The organism is Actinoplanes siamensis, assembly GCF_016862395.1.
Taxonomy (GTDB): domain Bacteria; phylum Actinomycetota; class Actinomycetes; order Mycobacteriales; family Micromonosporaceae; genus Actinoplanes; species Actinoplanes siamensis.
The window spans coordinates 1-24,778 of the sequence record NZ_BOMW01000052.1; the positions used below are offsets into that span (position 1 = coordinate 1).

General features: G+C 70.2%; 22 protein-coding genes, 3 tRNA genes and 1 pseudogene. 9 read left to right on the plus strand and 17 right to left on the minus strand.

Going from position 1 to position 24,778, the window contains the following annotated elements:
* Window positions 1-382 (minus strand): annotated as a pseudogene (locus Asi03nite_RS25530) (hypothetical protein); the annotation flags it as partial.
* A 103-nt stretch (window positions 383-485) separates the two neighbouring features.
* Here Asi03nite_RS25530 and Asi03nite_RS25535 point away from each other — a divergent pair.
* On the plus strand, window positions 486-770 hold the full coding sequence (locus Asi03nite_RS25535) for a tyrosine-type recombinase/integrase (RefSeq protein WP_203683002.1): 285 nt from the start codon (window positions 486-488) through the stop codon (window positions 768-770).
* A gap of 160 nt (window positions 771-930) precedes the next feature.
* Here Asi03nite_RS25535 and Asi03nite_RS25540 read toward each other — a convergent pair.
* From Asi03nite_RS25540 to Asi03nite_RS25550, 3 genes are all read right to left on the minus strand, one after another.
* Window positions 931-1,003, minus strand: a tRNA-Arg gene (locus tag Asi03nite_RS25540).
* Between the two features lie 40 nt (window positions 1,004-1,043).
* Window positions 1,044-1,134 (minus strand) — tRNA-Ser (locus Asi03nite_RS25545).
* A gap of 293 nt (window positions 1,135-1,427) precedes the next feature.
* The gene (locus Asi03nite_RS25550) at window positions 1,428-1,697 is read right to left on the minus strand and encodes a hypothetical protein (protein WP_203683003.1); all 270 of its coding nucleotides are present in this window, start codon (window positions 1,695-1,697) and stop codon (window positions 1,428-1,430) included.
* Between the two features lie 106 nt (window positions 1,698-1,803).
* On the opposite strand from Asi03nite_RS25550, the gene Asi03nite_RS25555 reads away from it, so the two are divergent.
* Entirely contained in the window at window positions 1,804-2,397 is a 594-nt protein-coding gene (locus tag Asi03nite_RS25555; RefSeq protein ID WP_203683004.1) for a hypothetical protein, read from the plus strand.
* On the opposite strand, the gene Asi03nite_RS25560 is transcribed toward Asi03nite_RS25555, so the two are convergent.
* Entirely contained in the window at window positions 2,346-3,128 is a 783-nt protein-coding gene (locus Asi03nite_RS25560; protein ID WP_203683005.1) for a CPBP family intramembrane glutamic endopeptidase, read from the minus strand. The genes Asi03nite_RS25555 and Asi03nite_RS25560 overlap by 52 nt on opposite strands.
* A gap of 117 nt (window positions 3,129-3,245) precedes the next feature.
* Between Asi03nite_RS25560 and Asi03nite_RS25565 the strand changes: the two genes are divergently transcribed.
* On the plus strand, window positions 3,246-4,355 hold the full coding sequence (locus tag Asi03nite_RS25565; RefSeq protein WP_203683006.1) for a globin domain-containing protein: 1,110 nt from the start codon (window positions 3,246-3,248) through the stop codon (window positions 4,353-4,355).
* Here the strand turns inward: Asi03nite_RS25565 and Asi03nite_RS25570 are convergent.
* Window positions 4,352-5,881: a peptide deformylase gene (locus Asi03nite_RS25570; RefSeq protein ID WP_203683007.1), complete on the minus strand. Its 1,530-nt coding sequence runs from the start codon at window positions 5,879-5,881 to the stop codon at window positions 4,352-4,354. The genes Asi03nite_RS25565 and Asi03nite_RS25570 overlap by 4 nt on opposite strands.
* Window positions 5,882-6,198: 317 nt before the next feature.
* Here Asi03nite_RS25570 and Asi03nite_RS25575 point away from each other — a divergent pair, with 317 nt between their 5' ends.
* Window positions 6,199-6,915, plus strand: coding sequence for a hypothetical protein (locus Asi03nite_RS25575; protein WP_203683091.1), 717 nt, complete (start codon window positions 6,199-6,201; stop codon window positions 6,913-6,915).
* 177 nt (window positions 6,916-7,092) lie between these two features.
* On the opposite strand, the gene Asi03nite_RS25580 is transcribed toward Asi03nite_RS25575, so the two are convergent.
* Both Asi03nite_RS25580 and Asi03nite_RS25585 read right to left on the minus strand, forming a co-directional pair.
* Complete coding sequence (locus tag Asi03nite_RS25580; protein WP_203683008.1) at window positions 7,093-7,503, minus strand: GNAT family N-acetyltransferase; 411 nt, start codon at window positions 7,501-7,503, stop codon at window positions 7,093-7,095.
* 150 nt (window positions 7,504-7,653) lie between these two features.
* Window positions 7,654-9,507 carry a DUF6311 domain-containing protein gene (locus Asi03nite_RS25585; RefSeq protein ID WP_373872165.1) on the minus strand — a complete coding sequence of 618 codons (1,854 nt, stop codon included), beginning with the start codon at window positions 9,505-9,507 and terminating at the stop codon, window positions 7,654-7,656.
* Window positions 9,508-9,922: 415 nt separating this feature from the next.
* Here Asi03nite_RS25585 and Asi03nite_RS25590 point away from each other — a divergent pair, with 415 nt between their 5' ends.
* On the plus strand, window positions 9,923-10,636 hold the full coding sequence (locus Asi03nite_RS25590; RefSeq protein WP_203683010.1) for a class I SAM-dependent methyltransferase: 714 nt from the start codon (window positions 9,923-9,925) through the stop codon (window positions 10,634-10,636).
* 472 nt (window positions 10,637-11,108) lie between these two features.
* Here the strand turns inward: Asi03nite_RS25590 and Asi03nite_RS25595 are convergent, their stop codons facing one another.
* The 4 genes from Asi03nite_RS25595 to Asi03nite_RS25610 all read right to left on the minus strand — a co-directional run bounded on the left by Asi03nite_RS25595 (window position 11,109) and on the right by Asi03nite_RS25610 (window position 14,772).
* A complete protein-coding gene (locus Asi03nite_RS25595) occupies window positions 11,109-11,639 on the minus strand; it encodes a YbhB/YbcL family Raf kinase inhibitor-like protein (protein ID WP_203683011.1) in 531 nt (176 codons plus the stop codon).
* A 348-nt stretch (window positions 11,640-11,987) separates the two neighbouring features.
* Window positions 11,988-12,809 (minus strand): C40 family peptidase, encoded by an 822-nt coding sequence (locus Asi03nite_RS38045; protein ID WP_239102917.1) that lies wholly within the window; start codon window positions 12,807-12,809, stop codon window positions 11,988-11,990.
* A gap of 236 nt (window positions 12,810-13,045) precedes the next feature.
* Window positions 13,046-13,657 (minus strand): DUF4352 domain-containing protein, encoded by a 612-nt coding sequence (locus Asi03nite_RS25605; protein WP_203683012.1) that lies wholly within the window; start codon window positions 13,655-13,657, stop codon window positions 13,046-13,048.
* A 152-nt stretch (window positions 13,658-13,809) separates the two neighbouring features.
* A complete protein-coding gene (locus tag Asi03nite_RS25610; protein WP_203683013.1) occupies window positions 13,810-14,772 on the minus strand; it encodes an NAD(P)H-quinone oxidoreductase in 963 nt (320 codons plus the stop codon).
* Window positions 14,773-14,850: 78 nt separating this feature from the next.
* On the opposite strand from Asi03nite_RS25610, the gene Asi03nite_RS25615 reads away from it, so the two are divergent.
* Window positions 14,851-14,938, plus strand: a tRNA-Ser gene (locus Asi03nite_RS25615).
* Between the two features lie 489 nt (window positions 14,939-15,427).
* Here the strand turns inward: Asi03nite_RS25615 and Asi03nite_RS25620 are convergent.
* Entirely contained in the window at window positions 15,428-17,023 is a 1,596-nt protein-coding gene (locus Asi03nite_RS25620; protein WP_203683014.1) for a sugar transferase, read from the minus strand.
* A gap of 178 nt (window positions 17,024-17,201) precedes the next feature.
* Window positions 17,202-18,065 carry an Fpg/Nei family DNA glycosylase gene (locus tag Asi03nite_RS25625; RefSeq protein ID WP_203683015.1) on the minus strand — a complete coding sequence of 288 codons (864 nt, stop codon included), beginning with the start codon at window positions 18,063-18,065 and terminating at the stop codon, window positions 17,202-17,204.
* A gap of 24 nt (window positions 18,066-18,089) precedes the next feature.
* Here Asi03nite_RS25625 and Asi03nite_RS25630 point away from each other — a divergent pair, with 24 nt between their 5' ends.
* The gene (locus Asi03nite_RS25630; RefSeq protein WP_203683016.1) at window positions 18,090-19,262 is read left to right on the plus strand and encodes a glycosyltransferase family 4 protein; all 1,173 of its coding nucleotides are present in this window, start codon (window positions 18,090-18,092) and stop codon (window positions 19,260-19,262) included.
* A gap of 490 nt (window positions 19,263-19,752) precedes the next feature.
* On the opposite strand, the gene Asi03nite_RS25635 is transcribed toward Asi03nite_RS25630, so the two are convergent.
* The 3 genes from Asi03nite_RS25635 to Asi03nite_RS25645 are packed head-to-tail and all read right to left on the minus strand — an operon-like array spanning window position 19,753 to window position 22,239.
* Window positions 19,753-20,484, minus strand: a complete 732-nt coding sequence (locus tag Asi03nite_RS25635) for a CDP-alcohol phosphatidyltransferase family protein (protein ID WP_203683017.1) — start codon at window positions 20,482-20,484, stop codon at window positions 19,753-19,755.
* On the minus strand, window positions 20,459-21,520 hold the full coding sequence (locus tag Asi03nite_RS25640) for an iron-containing alcohol dehydrogenase family protein (protein ID WP_203683018.1): 1,062 nt from the start codon (window positions 21,518-21,520) through the stop codon (window positions 20,459-20,461). The genes Asi03nite_RS25635 and Asi03nite_RS25640 overlap by 26 nt, the downstream gene beginning before the upstream one ends.
* On the minus strand, window positions 21,508-22,239 hold the full coding sequence (locus Asi03nite_RS25645) for a phosphocholine cytidylyltransferase family protein (RefSeq protein WP_203683019.1): 732 nt from the start codon (window positions 22,237-22,239) through the stop codon (window positions 21,508-21,510). Before Asi03nite_RS25645 ends, Asi03nite_RS25640 begins: the two co-directional genes overlap by 13 nt.
* Window positions 22,240-22,359: 120 nt before the next feature.
* Between Asi03nite_RS25645 and Asi03nite_RS25650 the strand changes: the two genes are divergently transcribed.
* Complete coding sequence (locus tag Asi03nite_RS25650) at window positions 22,360-23,454, plus strand: aminotransferase-like domain-containing protein (RefSeq protein WP_203683020.1); 1,095 nt, start codon at window positions 22,360-22,362, stop codon at window positions 23,452-23,454.
* 164 nt (window positions 23,455-23,618) lie between these two features.
* Complete coding sequence (corA, locus tag Asi03nite_RS25655; protein ID WP_203683021.1) at window positions 23,619-24,746, plus strand: magnesium/cobalt transporter CorA; 1,128 nt, start codon at window positions 23,619-23,621, stop codon at window positions 24,744-24,746.
* Window positions 24,747-24,778 lie beyond the last annotated feature (32 nt).

Sequence of the window (24,778 nt, forward strand, 5' to 3'; positions counted from 1 at the left end):
GCCCACCGAGAATGTCTAGTCTCCGGAGACGAGATTTTCTGGGCGGCTGATCGTGGCTTTCTCGACCGGGCCGCCGCGCGGTCTCGTCCCACTCCTCGTCCTTCGCGGCGCGCACGTCATGGTGGCTGTAGATCAGGACTGTGGGGGCGCCCGGCTCAGCGCACCACTCGGCGTACACCTCCGGACCGCCTTGGGTGTCCCACACCTCCACCGACGGAAAGCCCGTCTCACGCAACGCCGCCGCCAGCCAGGTCGCCGACCGCCGCAGATCAACCAGATGCTCCGGAATCCCGGCGACCGACGGAATCCGGACCCACTCCGCCAGCTCGGCAACCACGGCATCCCGATGCTTCGTCAGGAAACCGAGCGCAGTTGTGGTCACTGGTGATCCCCGATTCGCCCCGGCGGGGGCCACTGCGCCTACAGGCCCACGAAAGCATGCTGTCCGCGCCGGGCTACCCCCGAACCGCGCCGGGCTGCCACCGGTGCGGCTGCACGACCTCCGGCACGGCGCCGCTTCCCTCGTCCACGAGGCCGGGGCGGATCTGAAGACGCTTCAGGATCTGCTGGGCCGTTCCAGCATCGTGGTCACCACCGACACCTACACCAGCGTGCTACCCGACTCCCAGCGCCGCTGCGCCGACGCGACCGCCGCCTTGGCCCTGGCCGCGGCCCGGCACACCCGCAAACGCATCAAGGAAAAGCCGCGAAGAACCGGCCCGCAGGCCGCGAAGAAAAACAACACCTTCGGAGAAGCGACCCGCCGCTAAGAAGCGAAGCCGCAGGTCACGCGCCCGCCGAAACTCCCTGCGTCACGGACAGTGATGACACCCATGTGGCAGCCAACTGACACCCACCACCGTCCAACAAGGTCGGACAGCAAGAAGGGCCCGAACCGCATTTCTGCAGCTCAGGCCCATCTAAATCTTGTGCGCCCGAAGGGACTCGAACCCCTAACCTTCTGATCCGTAGTCAGATGCTCTATCCATTGAGCTACGGGCGCTCTCTCAGTGCTCAGCCAGCATACACACCCGGCTTTCGCGCGGAGACTCCGGGATTCGAACCCGGGAGGGGCTTTAAAACCCCAACCGCATTAGCAGTGCGGCGCCATAGACCAGACTAGGCGAAGTCTCCCCGGTGACCCGTGAGAGTCACCGAGGTCTGAGAATACCGGACCGCTCCGGGGCCGCACAAAGAGGTCGGCCCCAAACCTCCCGAAGATCTGCCTCGACGGCTCCGAACAGGCGAAACGTCGCGGTTGCGACTAGGCTGCTCAGGATGGAGGAGAAGCAGACGCCGCGCGCCCGAAACCCGCGCACGCCCTTCAGCGCACCGGAGTCGGAGCAGCCGGCCTCGCGGCCGTCGCGTCGTGAGGCGCCGCCGTCGGTCACCTTCCAGCCACCGCGCCCCGGGGCGAGTGCTGAAGGTCACTCTTCGAAACCGCTTTCCGGTACGCCGGAGGACCCGTCCCCCACCCCACCGGCGTCCCGCCCGGCGGCCAAGCGAGCCCCGCGAGTGCCGAAACCGGCGGCCCGGTCGGCCCGCTCCGGCGAGGAGCCCGAGTCCACCCCGGTGAGCACGGCCACACCGGCGGACAGCCCGGAGATCACTGCCCCACCGCCGGCACGGCCGCGCGCCAGGAAAACCGCGGCGAAGGCGGCCCCGCGCGCCGGCGCCGCCACCAAAGCCACATCCACGGACTCGACAAAACCGGCCATCCCCACAAAACGCCCACGCAAGAGCGCACCCGCGAAGGCCCAGGCCGAAATCCCCGCGGCCGAGCCGGTAACCGCCCTCGGGCCGGTGAGCACGGCAGAGCCGGAGAAGGAGCGGGACCCCACAGCCCCCGCCCCGGACCAACTCCTGCTCGACCTCTGGCCCCGCCTGCTGGCCGACCCTCGCAACGCCCTCGGGCTCCTCGCCGACACCGCGGTCCGGACCCTCGGCCCGCGAGCCGCCGCCTGGGCCGCCCACACCCGCGCCACCTACCCGGCCGCCAGCCGGAAGGCCCTGGCCCGGCTCGCCACCGCCCAGTTCACCCGCGCTGCGGAGCGGCGCGGTGTGCTGAGCGCGCTGTCCGGGACGTACGCCCCGATCGCTCTTGTCGCCACGGCCGCGCTCACGCACGCCGAGCTGGTGTTGCACCTGGCCGCGGCGTACGGCCTCGATCCGACCCACCCGGACCGGGCGGCGGAGATCCTGGTGCTGCTGCCGGATTACCGCCGCGGCGCGGCCTGGGCCGGGCTGCGGCTGGCGGACCGCTACCTGCCCGGCACCGGCCTGCTCAGCGCCGTGCTGGGCGGCCGCAACACGACGGAGGCGGTCGCCACCCGGGCCGAGCGCCGCTACGGGTGGTACGCCAGCCAGTCGAGCCAGGAGTCGGGCAGCAGCTCGTAGCCGACGAACGCGGTGATGTCGAGGAGGCTGTGCGCCACGATCAGCGGCATCACCCGTTTCGTCCGCAGGTAGAACAGCGCGAACACCACACCCATCACGACGTTGCCGAGGAAGCCGCCGAAGCCCTGGTAGAGGTGGTACGACCCGCGCAGCGCGGCGGAGCACACAATGATCATCGGAACCGGGAGGCGGCCGATCTGCCGCAACCGGGTGATCAGGTAGCCGACCACCAGCACCTCCTCCAGCACCGCGTTCTGGATCGCGGCGAGGATCAGCACCGGGACCGTCCACCAGTACGCGTTCAGCCCGGACGGGACGATCTGCGCGCTGAGTCCGAGGTGGAGCGCGGCGTACACCAGAAGCAGTCCGGGAATGCCGATGCCGGCCGCGAGGCCGGCGCCCCAGCCGGTGTCGAAGCCGGGCCGGCGGAAGTCGATGCCGAGGTCCCGGCCCGGCCGCATGCCGTCGCGGCGCAGCAGGTACCACGCCAACGCGACGGGAACCAGGTCGAAGAGGATGCCCAGCACCTGGTTGGTGAGATCCAGATACGGCCGGGCCGAGGTGGTGGGGTTCAGCGTGGCGGTCTGGCTGGCCAGCGGTCGGCCCGCGGTGAGCTTGGCGGTCAGCGAGACCACCGACCAGATCGCCGACTGCCCGAGGGACAGCAGCAGGACGACGGCTATCTCGGCAGGGTACGCCGATCGGGTGGACTGCTGTCGCTCGAGGGTCACGGAGCCAACTGTACGAGGGCACAAATTCGGTCATTTGGGCCAGAGGCGCGCCGGGACCCGTGACCAGTCGCACTTCAAGTACGTCGTCTTCCCGACTGTGCTGACCACGCTGAATGCATGGGAGACCTCGCACGCTTGCTCAAGGAGAGCTGGAGTCTCGTCGAGGAACATCAGGACAAGGTCGCCGGCTACTTCTACGCCCGTATGTTCCTCTCGCACCCGGACCTGCGCGAGCTCTTCCCGGTGCAGATGGACGTGCAGCGCACCCGGCTGCTGAGCGCGATCGTCACAGCGGTGCAGACCCTGGAGGACCCCGAGCGCTTCGACGACTATCTGCGCGCGCTTGGCCGGGACCACCGGAAGTTCCACGTCGCGCCGGAGCATTACGAGGTGGTGGGCGGCTCCTTGATCGAGGCGATGCGCGCGCACGCGGGCGAGCAGTGGTGCATCGAGTACGACCAGGCCTGGGCCGACGCGTACGCCATGATCGCGGCCAGGATGCTGGCCGGCGCCAACGCTGATCAGAATCCGCCTTACTGGTACGGGGAGGTGGTCCAGCACGAACGCCGCTCGCAGGACATCGCGGTCTTCACCGTGCTGCCGATGCAGCCGCTGGAGTACCGCGCCGGGCAGTACTTGAGCCTGGAGGCAACCGCGTACCAACCGCGGCTGTGGCGCACCTACTCACCGGCGAACGCCCCGCGCCGGGACAACACTCTGGAGTTCCACGTCCGCGCGCTGGGCGCCGGCTGGGTGTCCAGCGTCCTGGTCCGCAGGCTGCGGGTGGGTGACATGATCAAGATGGCCGCGCCGATGGGCTCGATGACCCTGGACCGAAGATCGACCCGGGACGCCGTGTTCGTGGCCGGCGGCACCGGCCTGGCTCCCATCAAGTCCCTGCTGGAGGAGCTGACCAGGTACAACCGGACCCGCTGGGTGCACGTCTTCTTCGGCGCGCGGACCCGCGAGGACCTCTACGACCTGGCCGAGCTGAATCGCCTGGCCGCACGTTATCCCTGGCTGTCGGTGGTGACCGCGTGCAGCGACGACCCGACCTTCGCCGGCGAGCGCGGCGACATCTCGGAGGTGGTGGCCCGGTACGGCCCGTGGAACGAGCACGACTTCTTCGTCTCCGGCTCCGGCGCCATGGTCCGGGCGACGCTGCGGAAGCTGGCCGAGCTGCAGGTGCCGTCGGTCCGGATCAAGTACGACAGCTTCAATGGCTAGTAGTCCCAGGGGCGGCCGGTCTGCTGGTATTGCGCCACCGGGACCAGCTTCGCGTCGTGCGCCATCCGGTCCACGTACAACCGGCCCTCCAGGTGATCGATCTCGTGACCGACCAGTCGCGCCAGCGCCCGCTCGAACGTGGTCACCACCCGGGTGCCGTCGAAGCGCGCGTGTTCCACGTCCACGCGCAGCGGCCGGCGCACCAGCCCCCGGTAGTCGAAGAAGGACAGGCAGCCCTCGTACTGCTCGTCGGTCTCCGGCGACTCGCCGACCACCCGCGGGTTGAGCAGCACGACGGGCTCCAGCTCACGCTCCGGCGGGCGGACCACGGCGGCCGCCACCGGCACCCCGACCTGGGTCGCGGCCAGGCCCACCCCTTTGCTGAACTCGTGCAGGTCCTCCAGCTGGGCCAGCGAGGTGAGCAGACGGGTGACGGTCTCCCGGGCGGACGCGCCCTCCCGGGGCAGCTGGAAGTGCCGGGCGCGCTGCCGGAGCAGGTCCGAGCCGCGCTGCACGATGCCGATGCCGCGCATCCGGTGCGAGGCGCGCGGCAGCATCGGCTCGGCCGGCGCCAGTTCGTCGTGGACGGGTGCGTCGGCGCCGCGGAACCGCCATTCCAGCCGGTACCGGGCGTTCAACAGAGGCTGATCGGTGGACCACTCGAAGATGGCGCGACCTCCCTCGTTGCGGCGTTCCAGCGGGCTGCGCACCGGGACTTCCGCGTTCAGGGAGACCTCGACGCCCCAGACCTGGGGCTCGAAGCGCTCCGGGAAGTCCAGACGCACGGTGAGCGAGCGGGTCGGCAGCCGCACGGCGCGCTGGAACCACTGGCCCCACTTCTCCTCGCCGACCGTGTACGCGTACTCGATGGTGGTGCGCTCGCCGGGATAGAGCGGGAACTGCCCGCGCTCGTTGGCGAAGAGCAGCCAGATCTCCTTGGCCGCGTCCCGGTCGAGCTTGACCCGCCACTGCATCGGCTCGGCGGCGTCCCCCTCACCGGCCATCGCGTGGACGTCCATCTCCTCGAACGTCAGCGGGTTCTCCCGGTGGTGCCGGTTGGAGCCGGCCGGGTCGTTCGGGTAGCGGTCGACGGCGATCTTCACGAGGTACCGGGTGACCGGCTCGACGCCGGCGTTGTAGAGCGCCCGCACCACCCGGCAGCGGTAGGCGCCGCCGATGTACGCCAGTTCGGCGATCTCGCGCTCCACCACCAGGCCGGTGCCCGGGGGCAGCCACTGGGCCGGCACCGGCGGGTCGCGGTGCGGACCGGAGCCACGGGCGTGCCGGAGTTCGTCGTACTCCTGGAAGCGCTGCCAGATCGCGCCGCCGGCGCCCAGCACCGCCTCGGCCCGGCGGGCGAAGTCCTCTGTCGGCTTGTGCCGGCGTCCCTCCACGTGGCTGACGTAGGACGGATCGAAGCCCATGCGCGCGGCGAGCTGCTTCTTCGTCATTCCACGCTCGACCCGCCATTGCGCAAGCGCCGTGACGAACTGGTCTGCGGCCCGTTCAATGGGCGAGGTGGTCATCACGGATGTCCCCTTCGCGACGGCACCCTCAGTGTCACGGCACCGGGTATCCGGATGGGGCTAGTAGCGCGTTGCCGACAGGTACCTTGACAAATCCGACAGCCTTGCCACGCTACGTTAGGTAACCCTTGCATTGGGTATTAGTCCGAAAGATGCCTGTCGAATAGTTGGTTAGGCTACCCTTAACCGAGTACTCTCGGTCGCCTTGAGGCACTGCAAGGGAGCGGTGGGGTGGAAGAGCTGGTGAGCAAGTGAGCATCACGCTGGAACTCACCGGCTCGCGTCCGCTGGCGCCGGTGACCGCGGCTTTGCGCTCCATGTTCGGCGGCATCGACGTGCCGTCGCTGGCGCCCGGCCTGACCGTGCCGCACCAGGCGGGCTGGCGGCCCGCCGCGGAGCTCGCCGGCCCCGCCCTGAGCGCCTTCCTGGCGGACGCCGGCCGCCGCTGGAACGCGCAGCCGCACGCCGCCGCGGCGCTCGCCTGGAAGGCGTACACCTACTGGATGGCGCTCCCCGCGGTCCTCGGCTGGACCTCGGCCCGCCGGGTCCCGTTGATCACCGCCAGTAACGTCCTGATGAGCTTCGACAACCCGAACGTGTTGATCACGTTGGGTATCCGGCCGGGAACGCCGGTGGCGGTCCTGCCGACCGACTCCCTCGCGCTGACGAACCACCCGGACGCGGTCGTCGTCCCGGACGAGGAGACGCTGCTCGCGGAGTTCCGCCGCGCGGTCCTCGACGAACACCTGACGCCGCTGCTGGACGCCATCCACACCCATGTCCGCCTGGGCAAACGGCCGCTGCTCGGCTCGCTGGCCTCCGGCATCGCGTACGGCGTGCTGCGTTCCGCGGACGCCGCCGCGGGCTCCCCGGCCGAGTCGGTCGACCGGCTGTTGGGGGCGCTGGACATCCGCGATCTGATCGATCTGGTCCCGGCCGCGAACGGCCGGCTCGACGTGCAGCGCAGGACCTGCTGCCTGGCGTTCACGCTGCCGAAGCCGAAGCTCTGCCCCGGCTGCTGCATCAAGCGCTGACCCTCTCGCTCCCGCGGCCCGTTTTCGCTTTATCGAATTACCGCCGCACCTCTCCGCAATCCGGCATTCCCTCGGAGCACGCGATTCCGCGGCGTTCCGGCCGATCGCCGGCGAGGTCCCGGCCGCAGGCGGCCGATCAAGATCCAATTGCTGGTGTACGGCCGAAGCGCGCGGCCGTCAGTCGGAGGCCGGCAGGCCGAAGAGGGGCAGGCACCGGGCCAAACCGGAGACCGTGACGGCCGGACGGTCCTGCTGGAGCCAGGACTCGCGGGTGAGCCGCAGACGATCCGAGATCAGGGACTGCGCGCCGCGGGCGTCGACAGAGATGCCGTCCGGTTCGTAGCCGAGTCGGCGGGAGATCGCCTGCGAAGCGTGGTTGTCCTGGAAGACCTCGCTGCGGGCGTACCGGGCGCCCAGATGGTCGAAGGCCAGGCTCAGCAACCCGACCCGTGCCGCGGTGCCGAGACCCTGACCGTGGTGCGGCAACCCGAGCCAGGACCAGGTGCTCACCTCCCGCACGACAGGGAAGTCCCGTGCCCGCAACGCCGCCATGCCCACCGGCACGCCGTCGGCGAAGACCCCGAGCATGGATCAGATCCTGGTGCCGCCCGCTCCCGGCCCGCCACCAATTTTCCGCCGTCACGCTTCCCACCACCGCGTGCTCTCGTCCAGCCGCCGGGATTGCGGCGGCCGCGGCCCGGTCCGGCCCGCGCGTGCCGGCCCGCCGACGGGCTCAGGTCAGCTCTTCGCCTCGGCGGTGAGCACCGCGTCCGGGTCGTCGACCAGGTGCCGGACGTCCCACATCCAGACGCCGTCGGTCCAGGTGGGGCGGAAGCCCAGCAAGTCGGACATGGTCCGCAGCATCTCGATGTCGCGGGTCTGCGGGGTGAGCACGACCACCGCGGCCTTCCAGTACCGCAGGTCGGCCAGCGTCATCTCGCGCCGCGCGTCTGTCACCTCGGGCGTCGGATTGCCCTGCCGGACCGAGGAGATCAGGCCGCTGGTCGGGCGCCACGGGGGCTGGAACGCGGCGGTCCGGTCGGCCGGGTCCTGCGGGTTCTGGGTAGGCAGCAGCGCGTAGGCGCCGGCGATCCGCATGTCCTGGCCGGTGTAGGCGCTCCAGCGCAGCGGGTCCGGGTAGCTGCTGTCCGGCAGCGGCAAGGTGACCACGGTGTGCTCGTCGTCGACGAACTGCCTCCACTCGCCGGAGGTGACGAACTGGGGCACCGGGTCCATCCGGACCGTGTCCAGTTGGACCGGCACGAGCGGCACCAACGCCATCGCCACCGCGGTGATCATCGCCACGCGGATCGGGCCGCGGGTGTGCGGCTGGGTGCGGACCAGGTCGGCGGCGCGCTGGCAGCCGAGCGCCAGGAGGATGCCGACGACCGGCGCGATGGCCATCGCCCAGCGGGTCGGGACTGCCGAGTTGAGCACCGGCAGGTGGTGCAGGAAGGACCAGATGCCCGGAACGCCGGTGTCCTTCCCGTTCAGGTAGATTCGCGGTCCGAGCGACATCGCCCCGAACAGGATCGCCAGAACGCCGAGGGTCAGCACCGCCGCGCTGCGCCGCAGCCAGAGGATCAGGCCGAAGAACAGGATCACCAGGCCCCAGCCGAAGAACGCGTTCTGCTCGGAGGGATTCTGCGCCAGCTTCAGGGGCACATCCGTGTTGCCGGCGACCGAGTGCGTGGAATACGCGGTGAACGACCCGAGATCGGCGCCGAAGCTCCGAACATAAACGGACAGGCCCTGGTACGACTGCGGGCCGAAGAACTGCACGCTCAGCGGGTACGCCAGCGCGGCCAGCGTGACCGCGGCGGCCACACTCAACCCGCGCAGGAACGCGAGCACCTCGCCGCGGTGACGCTTGCGCCGGACCAGCCCGAGCACCGCGCAGAACAGGCCGAGGCCCACCGCGGTCATGAAGAGGATCTCGAGGTTGATGAACGCCTGCCAGATCAACAGGCCGGCGAGGAGCAGGCCGTTGCGCACGGCCCGGCCGGGCACACGCAGCTCGAGCGTCCGCCAGATGATCAGCGGGACCAGGAACTGCGAGACGATGTTCGGGTGGCCGGCGGCGTGCGAGACCATGCTCGGCGCGAACGTGCAGAACAGCGCGCCCACCCAGGCGGCCAGCCGGGACGTGACCAGCCTGCGGGAGAGCACCAAATACCACGACGTGCCGGTTAACGCCAATGCGCCGGTGAGAAATACGTTGAACGCCACATGCGGGCCGAACACAAGAGTGACGGGCGTCAGTGGCAACGAAACGGCCAACACCGAGGTGTTGGCCATCATGTTCACCCCATCGGGGTAATTCATGCGATCGGAGAAGAACGGATATACGCCATCCGTGAGCACGCGGGCACCGTGCGCCAGCATCCACTCGAAGAAAGCCTGATCCTGCGGATCATCGCGTAACTCATGATCAAGATTGAGCCACAACGGTGCCGTGACGAAGAGCGCAACGGCCAGGAAACTCACTATGGCGAGGACGTCACGCCAGGTCACCAGGCGCCACAAGGGACGGCGCGGGGCAGGCTCGGTGGCCTGCTCATCGGCCTTTTCCCCGGCGGGCGCGGTCCGGATCGGGGCGAGCGTCGTGACGTCGCCCTCGAGTGCGCGCAGCTCGGCGTCCAGGTCGTCGGCAGCGGTCTCGGGGCGCGACGGCAGAACGTTCTCGCCGGCCGACTGGTCCGCCGACTCAATACCCGTAATCGTCATAGCGTTGGCGAGCCTAACCGAGGCGGGGAAGAGTTCCACGATGAGCGCCCGCAGCGTGATAGAGCCGATATGTAGGCGTGTTTTCCGCGTGTCCTCGGATCAAGCGGAGACCAACCTCACCCGCGACGGGTAACCCATCGGCATACCTGACCCGCCTATGTCTCAATCAGGCCAAAAAATCGGCCCGGTCCGGCGGTCAACTTTCGGATAGCCGCGCCAGATGGTTAACTTCACCGGTCCTGCTGTCAGCTCGATGGGCAAGATGAGGGAACCTCCACCTATGGCAGACATCACTGGAGACCAGCGGATCCAGTCCGAAGTGCTCGAAGGCCTGGCCACGGCCGTGAACCACCGGCGGTGGTTCGTCGAGCTCGCTCTCCCATACCTTGGGGACAACCCCATCGAGATCGGCAGCGGGCTCGGGGACTACGCCATCGAGTGGGCCGAGCACCTTCCCCGGTTCACCGCGACCGAGGCCGACCCCGACCGGTTGATCCAGCTCAAGGAGCGGATGGCCGGCCACCCGAGCATCGAGGTGCGGCAGATGCTGCTGCCCGCGCAGGACGCCGCCGGGGAGTACAGCGCCGCCGTCTCCTACAACGTGCTCGAGCACATCGAGGACCACGTGGGCGCGCTGCGCAGCATGAGCGACCTGGTCCGCCCGGGTGGCCGCGTGATCATCATCGTGCCGGCGTTCATGTTCGCGATGAGCCAGGTCGACATCGCCACCGGCCACATCCGGCGGTACACGAAGAAGACCCTGGGCGCCGCGTTCGCCGAGGCCGGCCTGCAGATGGAGAAGATCCACTACGCCAACGCCCTGGGTCTGATCGGCTACTACGGCGCGACCAGCATCTTCAAGATGGCCCCGAAGGAGGGGCCGATGGTGAAGGTGTACGACTCCCTGGTGCTGCCGGTGACCAAGGCGGCCGAGCGGATCGTCCGGCCGCCGTTCGGGCAGTCGGTCTTCGCGGTGGCGCGCACCCCGCACTGACCCCGTGGCGCCGTGCTGGCCGGTGCGGTCGGCGCGGCGCCGACCGTTCGTCCCGGCGCGGCGCCGACCGGCACGGTCGACAGGGCTCTGACCCCTGGTCCGACACACGCCGCTGACCTGTCACGCCGACCCTGCCGTGGCTATGGGTCCGGCATCGCGTCCCTCGAGCGCTGAGGCCGCTGACCTGTAGCGACGCGGCCGCCCTGGCCACGGGTCCAACATCGCGTCCCTCGAGCGCTGAGGCCGCTGACCTGTAGCGACGCGGCCGCCCTGGCCACCGGTCCACCGTCGCGCTCACACCGGAGCGCTGACGCCGTGCTGTCCCCGGCGCGACGACCCCTGACGTGGGCGCCACGCCGGCGTTGTGCCCGGAACAATCGTCGTACCGGAGCAATCCGCCGGGCCGTCGGCCAGCTCGGCGGCGGTCTGCCTCCGGCCCCCGAGCGAAGCAGCGGGGCGATGCGGCGGAACCTCAGCCGCGGACCTGGAACGTGGGCCGGATCGTGGCCCGGGCCAGGGTGTGGAAGGTCAGGTTGAAGCCGACGTAGGCGGGCGTCGCGCCCGGGGTCACCTCGAGCGCGTCGACGTCGATGGCGTGCACCGCGAACACGTAACGGTGCGGCCGGTCGCCGGGCGGCGGCGCGGCGCCGCCGTAGCTGAGATCGCCGTAGTCGTTGCGGACGCAGAAGGCGCCCTCGGGCAGTGAATCCGTACCACGATCAAGAGCGGTCACCGCGACCGGCAGGTTCACCAGCACCCAGTGCCAGAAGCCACTTCCGGTCGGGGCGTCCGGGTCGAAGCAGGTGACCGCGAAGCCGCCGGTCTCCTCGGGGAAGCCCGACCAGGCCAACTGGGGCGAGAGATTCTTCCCGCCGACGCTGGTGTGCGCGAACAACTCGTCGAGCGGCTGCCCGTCCGTCACATCAGCGCTGGTCACCGTGAAGGACGGGACCTGCGGGAGAAGATCGTACGGATCGGGGGCCAGAGCTCGGTCAAGACTCATGGGGTCCTCCGGCGAAGTGGCATAGCTCGTCTGGGTTTCCCGCGATGAGCCGAGAGTAACCGCCGCAGGTGTCGCCCGGCTTTCCCCGACATTGCCGGCCCAGGTCACTCTTCCGAGTAAACGCACAGGTGGTGCGCACCCGCATGGTGATGTCGGGTGATGCTTCTGTCCGACATCCGACCGGGTGCGTGCGGCCGAGATCCCCGTGCCCGGTTGCGATCGGTATGCGACAGGTGCGCGTACCGGCGCCGCCTCCGGCGGCAGACGTCGAGGGGTCCGAAGACGACGACGCGCCACCTGCCGTTTTCGGGCCCCTCGACGTCCGCGGGTCTGCCGCGCAGCCGGCGATCAGTGGAGCCGCTTGACCTTGAGACCACGGTAGACCTTGCGGTACACCACGCCGGTGCGGTGGTTCCCCGCGTCGATCATCATGCCGCGACCCATGTAGATGCCCACGTGGCCGCGCCCGACCACCAGGTCCCCGGGACGGGCCTGCCCGCGTGGCACGGTGCGGGCGCGCGCGGCCTGCCCGCGCGACGAGTGCGGCAGCCGCACCCCGGCCCGGGCGTACGCCTGCCGGGTCAGCCCCGAGCAGTCGAAACCGCTGCGACCCTCGCCGCCGCTGACGTACCGCCTGCCGAGCTGCGAGCGGGCATAGGCGAGCACCGCGCCCATCCGCCCGCGGGAGGTGCGCAGCGGTCGCTCCACGGTGCGGCGCACGCTGGTACGGACCAGGCCGCGGTGCGACACGGTGGTACGCCGCTGGACGATCGTCCGCCGCTGCGCGGTGCGGCGCAGCGACGTCTTCTCCACAACACGGTGCGGGGCCGCACCGCGCGGGACCGACCGCCGGGCCGGCGCCGCCGGACGGCGCGGCGGTGACGCCGCGGCGGGGCGGACCCGCACCGGGGCGAGCGGAGCGGGCCGGGTCGCCGCCGCCCGGCGCTGCGTAGCCCGGGTGGCGCGCGCCGCGGCGGACTGGCGCTGCTGGTAGAGGCGCTCGTCGAAACCGTCCGGGACGGCGCGGGCGGTCAGCCCGGCAACGTCGTTCCCGGTGGTCTCCGGATTGGCCGGCGAGGCCGGCGGGGCTTGGCGGGCCTCCGCGGCGGGCTCGGCGGAGTCTACGGCCGGTGCGATGACGGCCAGCGCCAAGGCGCCGGCGGTCAGCACCCGGCGGGCGGACGTACCGTGCAGTGTTGCCTCCGAAATAGGCCCGGGGCACTCACGCGAATCCCATCTCAGCGCGGCCGGTGCTGTGGCGCCGCACTATTGCCCCCGTAGCAGGAAGGCAATGGGAACCCGGACAACTTTGCGCATTCCGTGGACCATGCCAACACACCTTGAATTACGGCGTGGCCGGATTCAGATAATTGGTCCTCGGATCTCGAAAAGATAAACGCCGCAGACTACTCGGCGTCGGGCAACGCCATCCGGATCCCTGGAGTGGATCCCGAGCCGCGCAGCGAAACCTCGGTGAGCTGGGAATCCTTCGGTACGTCGAACGGCAGGACGCCGTTCACCGAGGCGCCCGGACGGATCTCGCCGAGAAGTGTCGGACTGCCGTCGTTGAGAAATACCGCCGCTTCGGTGGCGACCGCGTAGACTGCGCCCTCGGTATCGTGGACACGTTGCGCGGAGCTGTCGAACAGTTCCGGCTCGGTGCCGTTGTTGGTTACCCGGACATCGAGCAGACAGAACTGTCCGTGGGCGCGTTCTTCCAGTCCCTCCGGGCCGACCGCGGTGACGCCGCAGCGCACGCTCGTCACCCGGAAACCGAATCCGCCGGGTGCGGGGTCGACCGGATCTGCCGGCGGCAGGCCGCGGATCACCGCGGGGCCGCCGGCGGGCCGGTCGGCGGTCGCCACCGCCCAGACCCCGAAGGTCACCAGGGCCAAGGCGACGAGGACGCCGCCGCCCACCCAGATCCGGGCCCGCCAGCGCAGCGCCCACTCGTCCACACCGTCGTCGTCCGGGTCGATCGCCCGAACAGGCGTGGAACGGTGCGGTGTGTACGTCACGGTGACCCCCAGCTAGCAGTCCGGGACGCGCCCGGATGCCGGACGCGTTGTCCGTCCATGCTGGGTTCGCCGAGGCGACATACCATCGCGACTCGCCGCAAAAAAGACTTTATCGGTTATAGCCTTACAGTGATGTTCCCCCGATCGGGTGATCAGCGGAGCAGAACGATCTTGCCGAGGTGGTCGCTGGACTCCATCACGCGCTGGGCCTCCGCCGCCTGCGCCAACGGGAAGGTGGTGTGGATCACGGGCTTCACCAGGCCCGCGGAGACCAACGGCCAGACCTGGTCGCGGACTCCGGTGACGATCCGGGCCTTCTCCGCCGGCGGGCGGGCCCGCAACGACGTGGAGGAGATCGTGCCGCGCTTGGTCATCAGGGCGCCCAGGTCCAGCTCGGCGCGGGTACCGCCCTGGAAGCCGATCACCGAGATCCGGCCGTTCGGCGCGAGCGCCTCGACGTTGCGGGACAGGTACTTCGCGCCGATGATGTCCAGCACGACGTCGGCTCCGCGGCCATCGGTGGCGTCGTGCACCGCCCGTACGAAATCCTGCTCGGAATAGTCGATGGTCAGGTCGGCGCCGAGCGCACGCAGCCGCTCGTGTTTCGCCGCCCGCGCGGTGACCAGCACCGTCGCGCCCAGCGCCCGGCCCAGCTGCACGGCGAACGTGCCGATGCCGCTGCCGCCGCCGTGCACCAGGAACGTCTCCCCGGCGCGCAGCTTGTCGTGGGACACCACGTTGGACCACACCGTGCAGGCCGCCTCGGGCAGCGCGGCCGCCTCCACCACCGACAGCCCGGCCGGCACCGGCAGCAGCTGGCCGGCCGGCACCGCGACGCGCTCCGCGTAACCCCCGCCGGCCAGCAGCGCACAGACCCGCTCGCCGACGTGGTGGCCGTCGACGCCCGGACCGAGGGCGCTGATCACGCCGGAGCACTCCAGCCCCGGATAGGCCGGCGCGCCCGGCGGCGGCGGATAGTTTCCCTCACGTTGCAGCAGGTCGGCCCGGTTCACCCCGGCGGCGGCGACGTCGATGACGACCTCGCCCTCGCCCGCCTCCGGCTCGGGAACCTCGGTCCAGTGCAGCTGCTTGTCCTCGATCACGATCGCGTGCATCCCCCGACAATGCCTCACGGGTACGACACAAGCGACAGCATCGAGCGGGCATCTGGCAGACTGGAGCCCGCACTGCGGGGAGGGCTCGCCTAGTGGCCGATGGCGCCGGTCTTGAAAACCGGTAAGGGGTAACTCTTCGTGGGTTCGAATCCCACGCCCTCCGCCACCTCCGTCCCAGGTCAGCGCCCACGCCGACCCGGGCATGGGGGGCATCTCGGCGGATCCGGCGCACGTGAGGATTTGCTCCCATCGTCTCGCGGTCCTCGCCCGCCGGCCGGGAAGGCGCCTCCCGAGCGCCGCACGTCCAGCGCCTGGCCGACCACGCCAGCCGCTTCGAGTCCTGCGCGGTCATCACGGCAGGATCAGCCGGGATACCACCAGCCGGTCTCGAAGTACGCCGCTCCGCTCTCCTGACGACCGGCCCGGCCCGATCCCGCAAGGGCACTGCCCGGGCGCGCCCGCTACCACGGTGCTGTTCAACTGCTGGCCGAGCCGACCGGGCGCCGGCTGGCGGGGGAAGTGGATCAGGAACGACGAGAGCGCCCCCTTGACGCGGCGCTGCGCCGGTCGGCCGGCGGACCCGGCCCGGTGCCTCGCAGCCGCACGAAGCGAAACGGCCTGCGACACGAGTCGCAGGCCGTCGTCGGGAGGCTTGTCAGTAGGCGCCCTTGCGCCGCAGCACCACCCAGATCGTCCGCCACAGGATGCTCAGGTCGTACGTCAGCGACCAGTTGTCGACGTAGTAGAGGTCCAGCCGGACCGCCTCGTCCCAGGACAGATCCGAGCGGCCGGACACCTGCCAGAGGCCGGTGATCCCCGGCCGGACCAGCAGCCGCCGCCGGACGTCGCCCAGGTAGTCGCCGTCGTCGGCGGGCAGCGGGCGCGGGCCGACCAGCGACATCTCGCCCTTCAGCACATTGATCAGCTGGGGCAGCTCGTCCAGCGACGTGGCCCGCAACTTCTGCCCGAAGGCGAAGATACGCGGGTCGTGCTTCATCTTGAAGAGCATGCCGTCGGACTCGTTGAGCTCCTCCAGCGTGGCTTTGCGCTCCTCGGCGTCCACGTACATCGTGCGGAACTTCCACACCTTGAACGTGCGGCCGTCGTGACCGACGCGGGTCTGCCGGAAGAAGACCGGGCCCGGGTCGGAAAGCCGGATGCCGAGCGCGATGATCGCCAGGATCGGGCTGATCAGCAGCAGGCCGATGCCTGCGGCGACCCGGTCCAGCAGGTTCTTGACCAGCCAGCCGGGGCCGGAGAGCGTGGGCTCCTCGACGTGCAGCAGCGGCAGGCCCTCGATCGGGCGGATGTGCACCCGCGGGCCGGCGATGTCGGTGAGCTGCGGGGCGACCACCAGGTCGACTCCGGTGCCCTCCAGCTGCCAGGCGAGCCGGCGCAGCTCGCCGGGCTCGGCGCTGGCCGAGCCGCAGACCGCGATGGTGTCCGCACCCACCTCGCGGACCAGCGAGAGCACGTCGCGGCCGGTGTAGACCGGGACCGGCGTCTCGATGCCGCGGGCGGCCGCGTAACCGTCGGTGATGTGGATGGCGACCGGGATCAGGCCGGCGGCCGGGCTGCGGGTGACAGCGGTGTAGACCTCGAGCGCCTCGGGCAGCGTGCCGACCAGGATCATCCGGTGCGCGCCGTGCCCGGTGCGGCTGCGGGCGACGTGCAGCACCTGACGTGCGGTGACCCGGCCGATCAGGATGAACGCGAGCGCGCTGAGCGACACCGCGGCGACCGTGCCACGGGACAGGCCGGTCTTGGTGGCGAACGCGAGCAGCGACACGGCGGCCACCACGGTGACCGAGGTGCGCACGATCCGCTTGAACTCCTCGCTGCCCAGGCCCAGGTAACGGCGGTCGTAGGTGCCGTTGGTCCAGAGCAGGAGCAGCCAGCCGAGCGGGAGCACGACGTAGGCGAAGAAGCTGAAGAGGTCGCCGCCCTCCAGGAACCACCAGCTCTTGCCCTGGAAGCCGCTCCGCGACTTCTCCAGCGAGAAGTCGGCGATCCAGCTGGCGGCCAGGGTGGAGAGGAGGTCGAGGAGAATCAGGACCGCGGTGTACGGCCGGTGCCAGCGGGAGAGCCTGCGGTGCTGTCGGGTCCACGCCGATCGGGGGACACCGTTGCTCGGTGGCTGCTGTTGCTGCTGCGGCCACTCGAAGCTGTCGTACCGCACGGGCGTACTCCGGCTGCTGTCGGTCGTTGGGCGATGCAGGCTAGTCGTCACTCCGCCTACGTCCTCCCGCATCCGGAAAAAGATTACGCACCGCCACGGCCTCGGGACCGTCGGCGGGTCCGCCGATACCCGTTCGCGTCACAACGGTGTCCAGGGACCGGGCCACTATACCGATGGATCGGCCGGAGAGAAGGTGACGTTGTGGTAGCAATCCTTACCGGCACGATGCGTGACCGGACGATGGCAGTCGTCACCGGACCAACTTGGACAGGCGGCGGTCGGCGAGCGGCTTCCCTCCGGTCTGGCAGGTGGCGCAGTATTGCAGGCTCTTGTCGGCGAAGGCGACCTCCCGCACGGTGTCCCCGCAGACCGGGCACGGCAGGCCGGTGCGGGCGTGCACCCGCATGCCGGCTCGTTTCTCGCCCTTGAGCTCGGCCGCCCGTTGTCCGACCGATCGCCGCACGGCGTCGGTCTCCACTTCGCGCATCGCCTCGTACAACGTGGTGATCTGCTCGTCGGTGAGCTTCCCGGTGAGCGCGAACGGCGACATCCTGGCCACGTGCAGGATCTCGTCGGAGTAGGCGTTGCCGATCCCGGCCAGCACCTCCTGGTCGACGAGCACGCCTTTGACCTGGCCGTTCCGGCTGCGGACGGCGGCGGCGAACTCGTCGCGGGTGACGGCCAGCGCGTCCGGGCCGAGCCGCGACACGCCCGGCACCTCGGTTCCCGGGTCGCGCACCAGGTAGGCCGCCAGCGACTTCTGCGTGCCGGCCTCGGTGAGGTCGAAACCGGACCCGTCGTCGAGGCGGACCCGGATCGCGATCGGGCCACTGCCCGGCTTGAGCGGGGCCGCCGACTTGAACGCGTCCCGGTAGTGCAGCCAGCCGGCCCGGGCGAGATGGACCACCAGGTGCACCTCGGGGCCGATGCCGACGTCCAGGAACTTGCCGTGCCGGCCGGCGGAGGTGATCGGCAGGCCGGTCAGGGCGGACGGAGCGGGATCGTACGTCTTCAGCGCGCTGAACGAGGAGACCTCGAAGCGCTGCACGGTGTGGCCGACCGCACGCTCCCGCAGGTAAGCAGCGAGCGCCTCGACCTCGGGGAGTTCGGGCACAGGTCCACGGTAGCGTTCTGACCCGTGAAGGTGGTGGTCGCACACAACCGGTACCGCGAGGCGATCCCGTCCGGGGAGAACGTCATCGTGGACACCGAGATCGAGCAGCTCCGGGCGGCAGGGCTGGAGGTGCTCCCGTTCCAGCGGAGCTCCGACTCGATCGGTTCCCTCTCGCCGGTGCAGAAGGCGTTGCTGCCGGTCGCACCGGTCCTCGGCATCGAGGCGCAACGCGATCTCGCGTCGCTCATCGAAAACGAGAAACCAGACATTCTGCATCTCCATAACCCATATCCGCTGCTGTCGCCGCGGGTGATCCGGACCGCGCACGCGCACGGCGTCCCGGTGATCCAGACCGTGCACAACTACCGCCAGGTCTGCTCCTCCGGCCTCTACTTCCGCGACGGGCACAACTGCCGCGACTGCCGGGGCAAGGTGCTCGGCTGGCCGGCGATCAAGCACCGGTGCTACCGCGGTTCCGCCGCACAGAGCGCGATCATGGCGACCACCCTGGCCGTGCACCGCCCGACCTGGCGCTCGGTGGACCGCTACATCGCGCTCACCGACAAGATCGCCGCGCACCTGGGCGACTACGGCATTCCGGCCGAGCGCATCGTGATCAAGCCGAACGGCCTGCCCGACCCGGGGTTGCCGGACCCCATCGGCGAGGGCTTCCTCTACGGCGCCCGCCTCTCCCCGGAGAAGGGCCTGGGCCTGCTGCTCGACGCGTGGCGCCGGCACCCGGACGGGTCGCTCGGGCCGCTGCGCATCGCTGGCGACGGCGAGCTGCGGCAGCTGGCCGAGCGGGCGGCCGCCGAGCGCGCCGACGTCACCTACCTGGGTCCGCTGGACCGGGCGGGGATGACCGCGGCGCGGCGGGCCGCGGCGGTCGTGGTGGCCGTGCCGACCTGGGAAGACGTGCTGCCCACGGTGATCCTGGAGGCGATGGCGGCCGGGCGGCCGGTGCTCGGCACGGCGGTGGGCGGCGTGCCCTACCTGGTCGGGGACGCCGGCTGGCTGGCCGAGCCGGACCCGGCGGCGCTGGCCGCGATCCTGCCGCTGGCGCGCGACGGCGCGGCACGGAAGGCGCCCGAGGCCCGCGAGCGCTATCTGAGCCACTTCCACCCGGACGTGCTCACGAAGCGGCTGATCGAGGTCTACGCGGGCATGGTCGCGGATTCACAGCGTACGTCCAGGTAGTTTTCCGGCGGAGGCGGGAAGTCGGCGTGCGTGACTTCCCACCTCCGCTGATCGTCGACGGGACCGGCTCCCCGGTCTGGTTCCGGAAGGTCCCCGAGCCCGGCCACCGTCGCGATCGACCTCAATGCGCGGCAGAACCGCGACAAACCGGTCCTGACCTGGTGGGAGGGCACCATCGGCGGCACCGGCCGACGGCCACCCGCCGCTCTCCGCCCGGCACACCCGGACCGTCCACCGGGTCCACCGGGAGACCGGCGAGGTGAGCTGGCGGATCGGCGGCAGACGCTCGCATTCCACTGTCGACGAACGGACCGGGTTCTCCTGGCGGCACGACTTCCGGCGGTGCCGGGACGGCGGACACAGCGTCTTCGACAACGGCGCCGGGATCACCGGGAACCGCGACTACTCGCGTGGCGTGGTGTCCAAGGTGGATGGGCAGCTCGGCTCCTCCTCCGCGATCCCGGTGCGGGTCCAGGCGCACGACAGGGGTCTAGCTGCGCAGCGCGGTACGGCCGGTGAAGGCGATGCTGGCCGCCAGGAAACCACCGTTGACCAGAGTGAACAGTGCGACGAACCAGACCGCCCAGTGCGGCGCCACGGTGAGCAGCACGCCGGCCAGGGCGATCACCGCGCCGTAGTCGCGGACCAGCTTCACCGCGCGGATCGGCAGCGACCGGCTGGTCACCATGCTCGCCGCCTGGCCGCCGCCCTGCATCACCGAGGTGACCAGATTGACCATCCAGGTCGCCGCGAACGCGGAGAGCAGCCACGCCGGGGTGTGCGGCTGCTGCGCCTTGGCGGTCGCCGAGATCGCGGCCACCAGCGCGGACTGCACGGCCACGTCGCACAGCACGTCGAGCCGGCCGCCGGCGGCGCTGCTGCGGCCGGTGACCCGGGCGAGCTGGCCGTCGGCGCAGTCGAACGCGTACGCCAGTTGCCAGCCGGCCAGCGCGAGCAGGCCGACCAGCCACCCCCAGCCCTGGCCGTGGGCCACCGGGCCGGCGCCGGCGATCACCACGAACGAGGTGAGCAGGCCGAGGCCGAGGTTGCAGATGGTCAGCACGGTCGGGCTGAGGCCGTACCGGCGGGCGTGGACCGCGATCCGTGAGCCGATCTTCTGGCTGAGCGCCTCGCTGAACAGCCCGCCACCTCGGTTGACCGCGTAGTAGTCGGCCGCGGTGGGCGGGGTCGGCGGCTCAGCGGTGCGCAAGGGCGTTCTCATACTCGCTCAACCTCTGGCGGGTCTCCTCCGGCGTCATCGCCAGATGTTCGAGGATGGTGTAGCGGTCCGGGCGGGTCCGCGGCGCGAACTCGACAGCCCGCACGAACTGCTCGGTGGTCAGTCCAACGTCGGAGGGCGTCCGGGGAAGCTGGTGCCGGTCCAGGCAGTCGGCGATCTGACCGAACCGTCGCTCGTCACCTCGCAGGAACGTGCAGAACAGCGCGCCCAGCCCGGCCAGCTCGCCGTGCGAGGCGGTGGCCGGGTGGAGCCAGTCGATGGCGTGCATGATCTCGTGGCAGCCGCCGCTGGACGGCCGGCTGCTGCCGCACACGGCCATCGCCAGGCCGCTGGAGATCAGCGACTCGGCGAGCACCGTGACGAACGCGTCGTCGCCCATGTCGCCCGGCATGGTCAGCATCGCCTCGGCGCCCATCCGGGCCAGCGAGGCGGCCAGGCCGTCCACCGGCTCGCCCCGGACCACGCGGGCCAGCTCCCAGTCGGCCAGCGCGCTGATGTTGCTGATCACGTCGCCGATGCCGGCCCGGTTGACCCGGTCGGGGCCGGTCTCCACGAAATCCAGGTCGACGATCACGCCGAACGGGATGTGCACCCCGTACGACCCCTTGACCCCGTCGTTGACCAGGCTGGCCACCGGCGAGGCGATGCCGTCGTTGGCCAGGCTGGTGGCGACCGAGACCATCGGCAGCCCCCAACGGCTGGCCGCGTACTTCGCGGTGTCCACGGTCTTGCCGCCGCCGATCCCGACCACCGCGTCGTAGTGACCGGAGCGCAGCTTGTCGGCCAGCTCCAGCGCGGCGTCCAGGGTGCCGCCGCCGGTGGTGAAGACCGTGGCCGACCGCAGCGACGGCCGCAGCAGGTCGGCGATCCGCCCGCCCAGGCCCCGGCCGACCACCACCGCCACGTCGCCGCCCGCCGAGATGCGGCCGTCGGCGAGGATCCGGCCCAGGTCGGCCACCGCGCCCCGGCGCACCTCGATGTGCAGCGGGGACTGGACGCTACGGGCTAGCAGCGGCATGCGATGTCCCGGGCTTTCGCCAAGTCGTCATGGTTGTCCACCTCGACCCACTCCACCCGGCCGATCTGTGCCGCGCGGACGGCGCCGCCGCGATTCGCGAACTCCTGGAAGCCGTCCTCGTAGTACCGGTCATGGTCCTGCTCCCAGGTCGTCCTCAAGGCGTCGGCCAGCGCGGTGGCGGCGGACGCTTCGATCAGGCTGACTCCGATGTACTCGCCGTGCGCCTCGGCGGGATCCATCCGCTTCGTGATCTTGGCGAGCCGGCCGTTGGCGTCGAAGACCGTCTTCATCTCCTCGTCGGCCACCTGTTTAACGCTGTCGACGGCGAGCAGGATGCTGGGCCCGCGCTGGGCGAGCAGAGTTTTCTCGACGCCGGCCGGGTGCACGGTGTCCCCGTTCACCAGCAGGGCACCCCGCGCGAAGTGGTCCCGGGCCAGCCAGAGCGAGTACGCGTTGTTCCACTCCTCGGCACGGTCGTTGTGCACCAGGGCGATGCTCACGCCGTACGCCCGCTCGAATTTCTCTCTCCGCTCCTCGACCGCCTCGGCCCGGTAACCGACGACGACTGTCACCTCGGTCAGCCCGGCCGCCGCGAGGTTCCGCAGAGCGATGTCCATGATCGTGGTCTCCCCGTCCACCGGGACCAGCGCCTTGGGCAGCGTGTCCGTGTACGGGCGCAGACGGCGTCCGGCACCGGCGGCAAGGATGAGACCGATCATGAAATGTTCCCTTTCGTCCATTTGAAGACCCACTAGGATGATACTTACCTTTCGAGGGGTTCCTGCCGTGCACGGACCGCCGGGAAGGCGCCTCACCGGGCTGCTTCTAAGCTGTTCACCATGACCGCTGAGCAGCTCATCTCGTTCGCCCGTGGTGCTCCTTCGCTGGACATCGTCGACGTGGAAGGCCTGAAGGCCGCCGCCGCCCGTGCCTTCGACAACGATCCGGCGGGGGTGACCGCCTACGGCACGTCCGTCGGTTATCTGCCGCTGCGCAAGTGGATCGCCGACAAGCACGGTGTCTCGCCGGACCAGGTGATCGTGACCAACGGCTCGCTGCAGGCCGACGCGTTCCTCTTCGGTCATCTGGTGCGGCCGGGCGACGACGTCGTGGTGGAGCGGCCCACCTACGACCGGACGCTGCTGAACCTGCAGAACCTGGGCGCCAAGGTGCACCAGGTGACGCTGCAGCGGGACGGCATCGACATCGACGAGCTGCGCGCTCTGCTGGAGTCCGGGGTCCGCCCGAAGCTGGCGCACATCATCCCGAACTACCAGAACCCGGCCGGCCTCACGCTCTCCGCCCAGAAGCGGCAGGCGCTGCTCGCGCTGGCCGAGCAGTACGAGTTCATCATCTTCGAGGACGATCCGTACGTGGACATCCGGTTCCGCGGCGAGCCGCTGCCCTCGATGCTGTCGATGGACACGAACAACCTGGTCGTGCACGCCTCCAGCTTCACCAAGACGGTCTGTCCCGGCGTCCGCGTCGGCTACCTCGTCGGCCCGGCCGCGCTGATCGACGCGATCGCGAAGAAGGCGACGAACCTCTACATCTCCCCGGGCATGGTCTCCGAGGCGATCGTGCACGAGTTCTGCGTCTCCGGCGACATCGACAAGTCGGTGCGGAAGGTCAGCGCCGCGCTCGGCGAGCGGGCCAGGGTGCTGGCCGAGTCGATCCGCGAGCACATCCCCGGCGCCACCTTCACCGAGCCGGACGGCGGTTACTTCCTCTGGGTCGACCTGCCCTCCGACGTCGATGTGGACAAGCTCTTCCCGGCCGCCATGAAGAAGGGCGTCGCGATCGTCAAGGGCAGCGACTTCCTGCTCGAGGGCGGCCGGAGCTCGGTGCGCCTGGCGTACTCCGCGGTCACCGTCGACCAGATCGACGAGGGTGTCCGCCGGCTCGCCGCGGCCATCGACGAAGTTCGAGGCTGATCCGGGGTTTTCACCCGGACGGATGTGGGAACCACAACTCCGTCCGGGTGGGCCCCGCGGGTCCGACCCCCCGCCGACTCCGTGGGAGCCCGCCCGGCCGCACCTTTCCGGGACACGACGAAGTAGCCTCGATTGGTTTGTCGGGTCACCTGGGGGAGGTCGGCATGAGCGAGCGCGAGAACGGTGCGTGGAGCCGTAACCGGCCGTTGTCCAGGGCCTGGGCGGCTCGCGCGATGAATCGTTTTCTCGGCGCCGCCGAGTCGGGGCACGACTCCGGCGAACCCCGTGCGGACGGCAGCGCGGTGGTCGACTGCGGCGTCTACGTGGCCGGCGAGCGGATCCCCGGCACGTTCACCCCGGACCAGGCGTTCGCCGAGGTTTGCCGGCGCGACGACGCGTTCGTCTGGCTCGGGCTGCACCAGCCGGACGAGTCCGAGATGACAGACATCGCGCGCACCTACGGCCTGCACGAGCTGGCCGTCGAGGACGCGGTCAAGGCCGAGCAGCGACCCAAGCTGGAGCAGTTCGGCGACGTGCACTTCCTGGTCCTGCGGACCGCGCGGTACGTGCCGCACCAGGAGCTGACCGAGAGCTCCCAGGTGGTGGAGACCGGCCAGATGATGATCTTCATCGGCGACCGGTTCGTCATCACCGTCCGGCACGGCGACGCCTCCGGGATGTCCCCGGTCCGGGCCGATCTGGAGAAGCAGCGGGCGAACCTGCTGCAGCAGGGACCGTGGGCGGTGGCCTACGCGGTGACCGACCGCGTCGTCGACCACTACCTCGTGGTCGCCGAGCAGGTCGAGGCGGACCTGGACCTGATCGAGGAGGGCGTCTTCTCCCGCGACCGCAGCGCCCCGATCCAGCAGGTCTACCAGCTCAAGCGGGAGCTGGTGGAGTTCCGCCGGGCGGTGGTCCCGTTACAGCGGCCGCTGGCCGGGATCATCGCCAGCCAGGGTGTGGTGCCCAAGGAGATCCGGCGCTACTTCCGGGACGTGCAGGACCACCTGACCCGTACGGTCGAGCAGGTCTCCTCCTACGACGACCTGCTGAACTCCATCCTGCAGGCCCGCCTGGCCCAGGTCACCGTCGACCAGAACAACGACATGCGCAAGATCGCGGCCTGGGCCGGCATCGCCACCGCCTGGACCGCCGCGGCCGGCGTCTACGGGATGAACTTCGAGTACATGCCGGAGACGCACTGGCGGTACGGCTATCCCGGCCTGATGGCGCTGCTCGCGGTGGTCACCGTGGTGCTCTACCGGGCGTTCCGCCGCAACGGCTGGCTGTAGGCGAATGATCGACGTGCGCCGATAGGCTGGCG

Coding starts and splice junctions, on each gene's coding strand:
- Asi03nite_RS25580 (WP_203683008.1), bottom strand. CDS start 7,503: ATGCTCGGGGTCTTCGCCGACGGCGTGCCGGTGGGCATGGCGGCGTTG.
- Asi03nite_RS25565 (WP_203683006.1), top strand. CDS start 3,246: ATGGGAGACCTCGCACGCTTGCTCAAGGAGAGCTGGAGTCTCGTCGAG.
- corA (WP_203683021.1), top strand. CDS start 23,619: ATGAGCGAGCGCGAGAACGGTGCGTGGAGCCGTAACCGGCCGTTGTCC.
- Asi03nite_RS25620 (WP_203683014.1), bottom strand. CDS start 17,023: ATGCGGGAGGACGTAGGCGGAGTGACGACTAGCCTGCATCGCCCAACG.
- Asi03nite_RS25650 (WP_203683020.1), top strand. CDS start 22,360: ATGACCGCTGAGCAGCTCATCTCGTTCGCCCGTGGTGCTCCTTCGCTG.
- Asi03nite_RS25575 (WP_203683091.1), top strand. CDS start 6,199: ATGTTCGGCGGCATCGACGTGCCGTCGCTGGCGCCCGGCCTGACCGTG.
- Asi03nite_RS25640 (WP_203683018.1), bottom strand. CDS start 21,520: ATGCCGCTGCTAGCCCGTAGCGTCCAGTCCCCGCTGCACATCGAGGTG.
- Asi03nite_RS25635 (WP_203683017.1), bottom strand. CDS start 20,484: ATGAGAACGCCCTTGCGCACCGCTGAGCCGCCGACCCCGCCCACCGCG.
- Asi03nite_RS25570 (WP_203683007.1), bottom strand. CDS start 5,881: ATGACCACCTCGCCCATTGAACGGGCCGCAGACCAGTTCGTCACGGCG.
- Asi03nite_RS25595 (WP_203683011.1), bottom strand. CDS start 11,639: ATGAGTCTTGACCGAGCTCTGGCCCCCGATCCGTACGATCTTCTCCCG.
- Asi03nite_RS25645 (WP_203683019.1), bottom strand. CDS start 22,239: ATGATCGGTCTCATCCTTGCCGCCGGTGCCGGACGCCGTCTGCGCCCG.
- Asi03nite_RS25590 (WP_203683010.1), top strand. CDS start 9,923: ATGGCAGACATCACTGGAGACCAGCGGATCCAGTCCGAAGTGCTCGAA.
- Asi03nite_RS25610 (WP_203683013.1), bottom strand. CDS start 14,772: ATGCACGCGATCGTGATCGAGGACAAGCAGCTGCACTGGACCGAGGTT.